The organism is Bacillus sp. (in: firmicutes), assembly GCF_031983925.1.
Lineage (GTDB): Bacteria > Bacillota > Bacilli > Bacillales > Bacillaceae_G > Bacillus_A > Bacillus_A pacificus.
On record NZ_DALYZR010000002.1, the window covers coordinates 1,050,200 to 1,059,287 of the forward strand.

Genomic DNA, 9,088 nt, shown 5'->3' on the forward strand with positions numbered 1-9,088 from the left:
TTGGCATTATGTTTGGCACTTGAATATTTGGCGGTATTACTTGCGGAATAACTACATTGTCTTTCGATACATTTGGTGACACTATATTTCCTACATTTTCTTTCTTCACTTGCGGCGATACTATATTTCCTACATTTTCTTTCTTCACTTGCGGTGACACTATGTTTCCTATATTTTCTTTCTTTACTTGCGGTGATACTATATTTCCTACATTTTCTTTCTTTACTTGTGGTGATACTATATTTCCTACATTTTCTTTCTTCACTTGCGGTGATACTATATTCCCTACATTTTCTTTCTTTACTTGCGGTGACACTATATTTCCTACATTTTCTTTCTTTACTTGCGGTGACACTATATTATCTTTTTTCGTTTGCGGAGAAATGATGTTATTAGGTTTCATTTTATTAATTTGAGGAGCAATTAACTCGCTTCCCTTTTTAATTACATCTGAAATTTTATATTCTTTTTTCGTTTTTATTGGTGGTTGCGGCGGTTGCGGTAACACATTTACCGAAAACTTCGTATTTTCTTTTTCCGCTGGTTTTTGTTTTTCTATAACAGGTGGTTTTTGAATAACAGACGGTTTTTCAACTGGTTTTTCCTTTTGAATTGGCTGTTCTTTTTGCACCTCTTTTTGCGGTTTCACCTGTATTTCTTTTTGCGGCTTCACTTGTATTTCCTTCTGTGGTTTTACCTGTACTTCTTTTTGTGGTTTCACTTGCATTTCCTTCTGTGGTTTCACTTGCATTTCCTTCTGTGGTTTTACTTGCACTTCTTTTTGTGTTTGTTGCATGGCAGGCTCTTGTGTAATTGGTGCTGATTGATACGTAACTTCTTCCTCGTCTTCTATTCCAAGCGGCGTTGGCGTTGCTGCAAATTCTTTTTGTTGCACTTCTTTTACGTATTGTTTTGGAGGTGCTGAACCTGCTCCAGCATGCTGTTTTACGTGTACACTGTTTGATGGTACTTTAATTTTCATACCTGGCATAATTAAATCTGGATTGCTAAGTTGTGTATTTGTTTTTTTCAACGTATCAAAATCCACTCCGTACTTTTTCGCAATTTTCCAAAGGGTATCCCCTTTTTGCACGATATGAATTTTCAAATTTTCCCCCTCCTGTATAACTTATCTATAAGTAACAAATCTCATGAAGTAACCCTTTCTAAATAACGTTAACCTCTTTTCACTTGTATCACTTCTTCGATTTTCAATATCATTAGAAGCGGAGTAAGTATAAGATAATCGCAATGATTTCTTCAAAACAATGTATGCCCATTTTGTTCTCGTTATGATTATATGTACGAAAAAAAGCAACGGGAATCCGCTGCTTTACACACGCTCTAACATACGATTTAATGCAAGAACTGCCTCTTCAGTCACTTGTTTATCTACGCTAATAACGTTAATTTCTTCTCCTTTTTCTATCGTTTCAAGTGCCCATAATAAGTGCGGTAGGTCAATTCGGTTCATCGTTAAACACGGACACATAAACGGATTAAGTGAAACAATTTCTTTATCTGGATGTTGTTGAATAATTCGGTTCACTAAATTCATTTCTGTACCAATCGCCCATTTACTTCCGGATGGAGCCGCTTCAATCATATCAATAATGTATTTCGTTGAACCTGCATAATCCGAAGCAGCTACAACTTCGTAGCAACATTCTGGATGTACAATAATGTTCATGTCCGGCTGATTTTTCCGTACGTTCTCAATGTTTTTCACTGTAAAATTTTGATGAACAGAACAATGTCCTTTCCATAAAATCACTTGAATTTCTTCTATATCTCCCTCGTACTCTAATGAATCTGTATACGGATCCCATACTGCCATTTTATCTAACGGGATACCTAAGTCGTACGTTGTATTTCTTCCTAAATGTTGGTCCGGTAAAAAGACGAGACGCTCTTTTTGTGTAAACGCCCAAGATACCATTTGTTTTGCATTAGAAGAAGTTACTGTCGCTCCGCCATTACGACCGCAAAACGCTTTAATTGCAGCTGTAGAGTTTACATACGTTAACGGAATCATCGTATCTCCAAATAATTTTGTGAGCTCTTTCCACGCTCTTTCTGTTTGTTCAATATCTGCCATATCTGCCATCGAACAACCTGCACGCATATCTGGTAAGATAACGATTTGATCATCTGTCGTTAACATATCTGCTGTTTCTGCCATAAAGTGTACACCGCAAAATACAATATATTTCGCCTTTTTATTGCTCGCTGCAACTTGCGCAAGCTGAAGTGAATCTCCTGCTGCATCAGAAAATTGTACCACTTCATCTTTTTGGTAATGATGGCCTGGAATAAATAGTGTTTCCCCCATTTTTTCTTTAATTTCACGAACCCGCTTTTCCATATCTTCTGTTGACATCGTGTAATAACGCTCTGGTAACATCGTTTCAATCGGTTGTACTTTTTCTAAAATACTCATATTCCTTTCTCCCCCTCTAAGCCACTTTCCTTACGCCTCAATATTGAAACTAATATCAAGTGCTTTCACTGAATGTGTTAACGATCCAAGTGAAATATAATCTACCCCTGTTTTTCCGTATTTCGATAAACCTTCAATTGTAATGCCTCCTGATGCTTCCGTAACGATGGCACTTGGTACAATCTTTGAAAACTCCCGAATCTCATCTGGCGTACGGTTATCAAACATAATAATATCTGCACCAGCAGCTACAGCTTCTCTCACTTGCTCCTCTGTTTCTGTTTCCACTTCTACTTTCACCATATGCCCTACTTTTTCTTTCACCGATGTAACAGCTTTCGTAATAGAACCAGCAAAAGCAATATGATTATCTTTGATCATGACACCGTCATATAGGCCGAAGCGGTGATTAAATCCGCCTCCGCACACGACTGCATACTTATCAAACATGCGTAGCCCTGGCATCGTTTTTCGCGTATCACAAATGCGTGTATGGCTGCTATCTAAGGCACGAACAGCCTCGTATGTCATTGTCGCTATCCCGCTCATACGCTGGATAATGTTTAATATAACGCGCTCTGCCGTTAATAACGATGCGATTGGTCCTTGGACAGTTGCAATTATTTCGCCTTTTTCTACAAGATCTCCATCTTTTTTATGAAGCTCCACTTCAATTCTCTCATCAATTAATTTAAACCCTTCTTCAATGACTAAACGTCCCGCAAAGACCCCTGTATCCTTTGCAAGAAACGTTCCTTTTGAAAGTAAATTATCTGGAAAAATAAGCTGAGATGTTACATCTCTTTCTCCTATATCTTCTAGAAAAAATCGATTTAATGCTTCTTTAACCTTTATCGTATTCATAAAGCCCCTCTTCCCCTCATTACACAAGTTGTAGTTTTCTTTTCACTCGAACGATTTCTTTTTTCACGCTATTTCTATGTGGATAATCACTTCGATAATGGCCACCAATGCTTTCTTCTCTTTGCAAAGCTGATACGACGATAAGCTCACAAACTGTTAACATATTCACAATCGTTATCTCTTCATTTGTAAGAGCATCATGTTGCAATATCATATTTCGAACACCGTATTTACTAAGCCATCTCTTTGCATAAGATAAACTTTGTTCTGTTCGCACAATCCCAACGTATTTCATCATACATTCTTGTATTTCTTCTTTCGTCGGCAAATGATTCAGAACGATAAATTTCTTTTCCTTCTCAGCAAAGTTGTTCAATCTGTCTTTTGTCGCTTTCGTTAAAAGATGCTGTCCTATTCTTTTTCCAAACACAAGACCTTCTAATAATGAATTACTCGCTAATCTATTGGCTCCATGAACACCGTTACAAGCTACTTCACCAACCGCATATAAATGTGGAATGGACGTCTCTCCATCACAGTTTGTTTTCACGCCGCCCATATGAAAATGAGCACCCGGTACGACCGGAATGCGTTTTTCATTTATATGAACACCATTCTTTTTACACAATAATGATACAGTTGGAAAACGTTCTTCAAAATTTTGGATAGACTCAATGTTCAAATACACTTTTTCACCCGACAAAAGCTGTTCATGAATCGCTCTTGCCACTACATCACGCGGTGCGAGATCATGATCTGGATGTATATCCATCATAAAACGCTGCCCTTTTCTGTTTATAAGGACAGCTCCTTCACCGCGGACTGCTTCAGAGACGAGGCCACAGCATCGCCCGCCCGCATATAACATTGTTGGATGGAATTGTACAAATTCTAAATCTACAAGCTCCCCACCCGCGCGGTACACCATCGCAAGTCCATCACCCGTAATTGTTTTGTCATTAGAAGTAAAGGCATATAAACCACCAATCCCGCCTGAGGCTAACACCGTATAATCTGCATCGTAACGCTTCAACTTCCCTTCACTATCTCGCGTTAAAACTCCAGCACATTTTTCGTTTTCTATAATAAAATCAAGCACCATTTCCTGTTCCACTACCGTAACGTACGGAACTACTTCTTGAATGAAATGCTCTAATAAATTCTTTCCTGTTGCATCGCCACCTGCATGTAAAATACGACGCTTCCGATGTGCACCTTCTTTTCCAAGGTGAGGGCCCGTTTCATCTCCATCAAATTTCATTCCATTTTCAATGAGATAATTCATTTCTTTCGGCCCTTCTTCAACTAAATAACGAACCGCATCTTCATTGTTATAATGACATCCCGCTACTAACGTATCTTCAAAATGATCATTTGGATTGTCATATGTAGCTATCGCTGCGGCAATTCCACCTTGCGCTAAATATGTATTATTATTACGATTCGTTTCCTTTGTGATAATAATCACATTCTTTTCGTGACAAATCTCTTTTGCAACACGAAGTGCCGCAACGCCACTTCCAATAATTAAGACATCTGCACTTGGCATAATTGTTGCCTCCTACTTTACACTTTTCAACTGTCTTGACACCTATATTTACATAGTTTTAAAATAATGACAAGAGTTTTTTTATAATTCTTATTTTCACTACCATTTAAAAAATAAAAGAAATGTAACTCTTACTAGAGAGAGGAACTTACATGATGATATATCTTGATTATGCAGCTACTACACCTATGAGCGCGGAAGCATTACAAACATATATGAAAGCAGCATCGCAATACTTCGGAAATGAACAAAGTTTACACGATATTGGAGGAACGGCCTCTTCTTTATTACAAGTTTGTAGAAAAACATTTGCCGAAATGATTGGCGGAAAGGAACAAGGAGTATTCTTCACGAGCGGTGGGTCAGAATCGAACTACCTTGCGATCCAGTCCCTTCTCAATGCCCAAAACAAGAAGCATATTATTACTACACCTATGGAACATGCATCCATTCGAAGTTATTTTCAATCCTTACAATCAAAAGGGTATACAATTACTGAAATTCCTGTTGATAAAAATGGACTCATTCATTTAATAGATTTAGAAGCAGCTATTACAGAAGATACTGTTCTAGCAAGTATACAGCACGGAAACTCTGAAATCGGAACCGTTCAAAATATCGCAGAGATTGGGGCACTTTTAAAAAAATATAACGTTTTATTTCATTCAGATTGTGTACAAACCTTTGGTAAACTTCCTATTCATGTTTTTGAGATGGGGATTGATAGTCTTTCTGTTTCAGCACATAAAATATACGGACCAAAAGGTGTCGGCGCTTGCTATATCAATCCGCAAGTTCGCTGGACACAAATATTTCCGGGGACTTCTCACGAAAAAGGATTTCGTCCAGGTACAGTGAACGTTCCTGGCATCGCAGCTTTTTTAACAGCTGCTGAGAATATATTGAAAAATCAACAGGAAGAAAGTTTACGTTTTAAAGAGTTACGATCCTACTTTTTAGAGCGATTACAAGCACTTCCTCTAGAAATTGAAGTAGAAGGTCATTCTACTTCTTGTTTACCACATATTATTGGGGTTACAATAAAAGGAATAGAAGGTCAATATACAATGCTAGAATGTAATCGCCGCGGTATTGCCATTTCTACCGGAAGTGCTTGCCAAGTTGGTAAACAAGAACCTTCGAAAACAATGCTTGCAATTGGAAAAACGTATGAAGAGGCAAAACAATATGTCCGCTTCTCTTTCGGACAACAAACAACGAAAGATCAAATTGATACTACTATTCATGCACTACACACAATTGGAAATCAATTTTATAGAGGTGTTAAATCATAATGAAACAAAATGAACAAAAAAAGATTTTAGGTGAAGAAAGACGACAGCTTATCCTTCAGTGGCTTCTCGCTGCAAATGAACCGTTATCCGGGAATGAGCTATCGAAAAAAACGAATGTAAGTAGACAAGTTATCGTGCAAGATATTTCCTTGCTTAAAGCACGAAACGAACCGATCATTGCAACTGCTCAAGGCTATTTATATTTAAAACCACAAGAGAAACAACAAGCTTTCGAACGCGTAATCGTATGCCAACATAAGCCAGCAGAAGTACGTCAAGAACTTACAATGCTTGTTGACCACGGCGTTACAATTAAAGATGTAAAAGTTGAGCATCCTGTATACGGTGACTTAACAGCATCCATCATGGTAAGCAATCGCTTTGATGTAGAGCAATATTTACAAAAAATCGAAAACACAAATGCGTCCTATCTTTCGCAATTAACAGACGGTATTCACTTACATACTATTGAGGCAGATTCAAAAGAAAAGTTAGATGCAGCTTGCGAGGCACTAGATAAAGCTGGTTTTCTCGTTTATTAATGTCAAGCAATTAAAGATATATTAAACGACGACTTATGTTGTTTAAAGAAACAGTTTTAAGGTGTATCAACACTTTAGTTGATACACCTATTTTTTATGACCTTTATCACCATATGCATCTAAGAAACAATTTACTTTAATATAACGCCGTTTCTTTAATTTTTAAAAAATAACATAATATCAAACAACAATAATTTTTTGAAATTTAATAACTCAAATAAGACAAAGGACGTTGATTTCATCCTTTATTCTTCCTTCTATTAAAAACATCTTTAGAAATATTTTAAAACAACAAAATAATAATTCTCTATATTTTATTTATGCACGTCTCTTTTGGAATGCATTCATCCCATTTTCGCTTATCATTTGGAATACCGTTTTCCATACACTATAATTAGGGTTTGGTTCTTTTCCTTTTCCCATCAATTTGAATTGACGTTCATACCAAGTAAGCTCTAACATAGAAGATATTTTTTTATCTAATCTTTTCAAACCTGTTCGAATTGGCTTGATCGTAACTGTGTGATAATTGCCATGAATAATCTGATTCGGAAAATCAGGGTTTAATGCAAATAGCTTTCCGACACCAACCATGTCTACAGCTCCACTTTCAATTGCCTCATTCATGCCTTCTTCGGAACGGAAACCACCTGTTACGATCAGCACCGCTTGTACGAGTGTTCGAGCCTTTTGAGCATAATCTAAAAAATACGCCTCACGTTTTTTCGTACTTTCGCGTACCCCGTCAAACATCTTAGGATTTTCATAGTTCCCACCAGAAATTTCAATTAAATCCATACCCAAATCGTCCATTTTTTTTAGTACTTTCATCGATTCTTCCTCAGTGAAACCACCGCGCTGAAAGTCGGCAGAATTTAGTTTTAATCCAATTGGAAATTCCTCGCCGACTTGTTTACGAATTTCATAATATGTTTCAATTAAAAATTTCATACGCCCATCTAAATCTCCACCCCATTCATCTTGGCGCTGATTATGGTGAGGTGATAAAAATTGATTGATTAAATAACCATGAGCGGCATGGATTTGAACACCAGTAAAACCAGCCTTTTTTGCAATACGAGCGGCATTGCCAAATCGTTTAATTAACTGCCAAATTTCACCTGATGTTAATTCTCTTGGTTTATTAAAGAAATCTTTAATATCACCCGTAAGTGGAATGGCGCTTGGCGCAACTGGATTTTTAGATAATGTTTTCGGGGATTGTTTACCAGGATGATTTATTTGCATCCAAAGCTGCGTACCATTTTGCGTACCAGATTTTGCCCATCTTTTTAAGATATCTAAATCACGCTCATCTTCAATAACGACATTTCCCGGTTCGCCAAGTGCCTCACGATCAATCATGACATTGCCAGTCATAAGTAAACCAGCCCCGCCTTGCGCCCAACGACCGTATAGCGTTACTAGTTCTTCCGTTGGATTATTGTTTTTTGTAGCCATTGTTTCACTCATCGCAGCTTTATAAAAACGGTTTTTCACAGTGAATTTAGTTGATCTATTCACCGGCGTATTTAAAAGAGTCTTTTTCATTTTTTCTATCCTTTCTTTATTTATCCCGCTTTAATGGGCAGTAAGACCCCCACCTCAAAATTCAGCGAAAACAAAGAAGTTAGGTGGGGAACGGGCTGCCCATAAAAGTCCGATTGGTGAGGGCTGATAATCAGTGGGGGATGAAGAATCCCCCCACTGATTAAAGTTCCACTTTATTTGATGGCTCCCAATGCTCAGCAATGTAATCATCCATATTTTGAAGTAAATTCTTTACCATTTTTAAATTATTATTTTCAGGGTCAATGTAATAGAAATTCATCGTCGCAACACGTCTTACATTGACAACCTTTGCATCTTTCAGCACTTTTATATGATGGGAAACTGCAGGACGTGATAAATGTGTTTTACGTGTGATTTCGCCTACTCTCATTCCATCTTCACAGCCTGCTGCAATAAGGGTAATAATAATTGATTGTCGTGTAGAATCCCCAATTGCTGTTAAGACAGTTTGGCATGCCTTAAAATCGTCTGTTAATTTATTTAACTTTTCTACATTCTTCATCCACTGCATCTCCTTTCGTTCAATCAATTAAACCATTCAAATCTTATCATAAATATTTCACGAATAATCATTGGGAAAGAAAATGGAGACCATTGAATCTCTTTCCCATTTTTCATAATAAGATTTCCACATTTATTTAAAATTAGCTTTACTTTAAGCAATAAATTTTATGAATCTAATCAAAAACAAGTGATTCTAAAAATAGGATATATTCCTTCTTTTTATTGTCACTTGTTTTGATTACCTATTTAAAATTCACTACAGTTACCTTTTCACGTGTCATAGACTCAAGGCTCTTACGAATACCTTGTGCGCCCATACCTG

At 37.1% G+C, this 9,088-nt stretch carries 7 protein-coding genes and 1 pseudogene; 2 read left to right on the top strand and 6 right to left on the bottom strand.

Translation table 11 applies throughout. The features are described from left to right. From exsA to nadB, 4 genes and pseudogenes are all read right to left on the bottom strand, one after another. A pseudogene (gene exsA, locus RTP99_RS11625) lies at nt 1-1,108 on the bottom strand (spore coat assembly protein ExsA); the annotation flags it as partial. Between the two features lie 225 nt (nt 1,109-1,333). Further along, on the bottom strand, nt 1,334-2,440 hold the full coding sequence (nadA, locus tag RTP99_RS11630) for a quinolinate synthase NadA (protein WP_000025300.1): 1,107 nt from the start codon (nt 2,438-2,440) through the stop codon (nt 1,334-1,336). A 30-nt stretch (nt 2,441-2,470) separates the two neighbouring features. Then, nucleotides 2,471-3,304 carry a carboxylating nicotinate-nucleotide diphosphorylase gene (gene nadC, locus RTP99_RS11635; RefSeq protein WP_001092214.1) on the bottom strand — a complete coding sequence of 278 codons (834 nt, stop codon included), beginning with the start codon at nt 3,302-3,304 and terminating at the stop codon, nt 2,471-2,473. A 19-nt stretch (nt 3,305-3,323) separates the two neighbouring features. Beyond that, nucleotides 3,324-4,853: an L-aspartate oxidase gene (gene nadB / locus RTP99_RS11640; protein WP_001138548.1), complete on the bottom strand. Its 1,530-nt coding sequence runs from the start codon at nt 4,851-4,853 to the stop codon at nt 3,324-3,326. A gap of 152 nt (nt 4,854-5,005) precedes the next feature. Here nadB and RTP99_RS11645 point away from each other — a divergent pair, with 152 nt between their 5' ends. Both RTP99_RS11645 and RTP99_RS11650 read left to right on the top strand, forming a co-directional pair. Beyond that, a complete protein-coding gene (locus tag RTP99_RS11645) occupies nt 5,006-6,148 on the top strand; it encodes an IscS subfamily cysteine desulfurase (protein ID WP_000973743.1) in 1,143 nt (380 codons plus the stop codon). Further along, a complete protein-coding gene (locus RTP99_RS11650) occupies nt 6,148-6,690 on the top strand; it encodes a transcription repressor NadR (RefSeq protein ID WP_000812272.1) in 543 nt (180 codons plus the stop codon). Before RTP99_RS11645 ends, RTP99_RS11650 begins: the two co-directional genes overlap by 1 nt. 318 nt (nt 6,691-7,008) lie before the next feature. Here RTP99_RS11650 and RTP99_RS11655 read toward each other — a convergent pair whose 3' ends face one another. Continuing rightward, entirely contained in the window at nt 7,009-8,241 is a 1,233-nt protein-coding gene (locus RTP99_RS11655; RefSeq protein ID WP_000753185.1) for an NADH:flavin oxidoreductase/NADH oxidase family protein, read from the bottom strand. 160 nt (nt 8,242-8,401) lie between these two features. Beyond that, nucleotides 8,402-8,764 carry an ArsR/SmtB family transcription factor gene (locus RTP99_RS11660; protein WP_000799860.1) on the bottom strand — a complete coding sequence of 121 codons (363 nt, stop codon included), beginning with the start codon at nt 8,762-8,764 and terminating at the stop codon, nt 8,402-8,404. Between the last annotated feature and the right edge of the window lie 324 nt (nt 8,765-9,088).

What these genes read in the sequence shown, in the direction of transcription:
- nadA (WP_000025300.1), bottom strand. Translation starts at nt 2,440, where the DNA reads ATGAGTATTTTAGAAAAAGTACAACCGATTGAAACGATGTTACCAGAG.
- RTP99_RS11655 (WP_000753185.1), bottom strand. Translation starts at nt 8,241, where the DNA reads ATGAAAAAGACTCTTTTAAATACGCCGGTGAATAGATCAACTAAATTC.
- RTP99_RS11650 (WP_000812272.1), top strand. Translation starts at nt 6,148, where the DNA reads ATGAAACAAAATGAACAAAAAAAGATTTTAGGTGAAGAAAGACGACAG.
- nadB (WP_001138548.1), bottom strand. Translation starts at nt 4,853, where the DNA reads ATGCCAAGTGCAGATGTCTTAATTATTGGAAGTGGCGTTGCGGCACTT.
- nadC (WP_001092214.1), bottom strand. Translation starts at nt 3,304, where the DNA reads ATGAATACGATAAAGGTTAAAGAAGCATTAAATCGATTTTTTCTAGAA.
- RTP99_RS11660 (WP_000799860.1), bottom strand. Translation starts at nt 8,764, where the DNA reads ATGAAGAATGTAGAAAAGTTAAATAAATTAACAGACGATTTTAAGGCA.
- RTP99_RS11645 (WP_000973743.1), top strand. Translation starts at nt 5,006, where the DNA reads ATGATGATATATCTTGATTATGCAGCTACTACACCTATGAGCGCGGAA.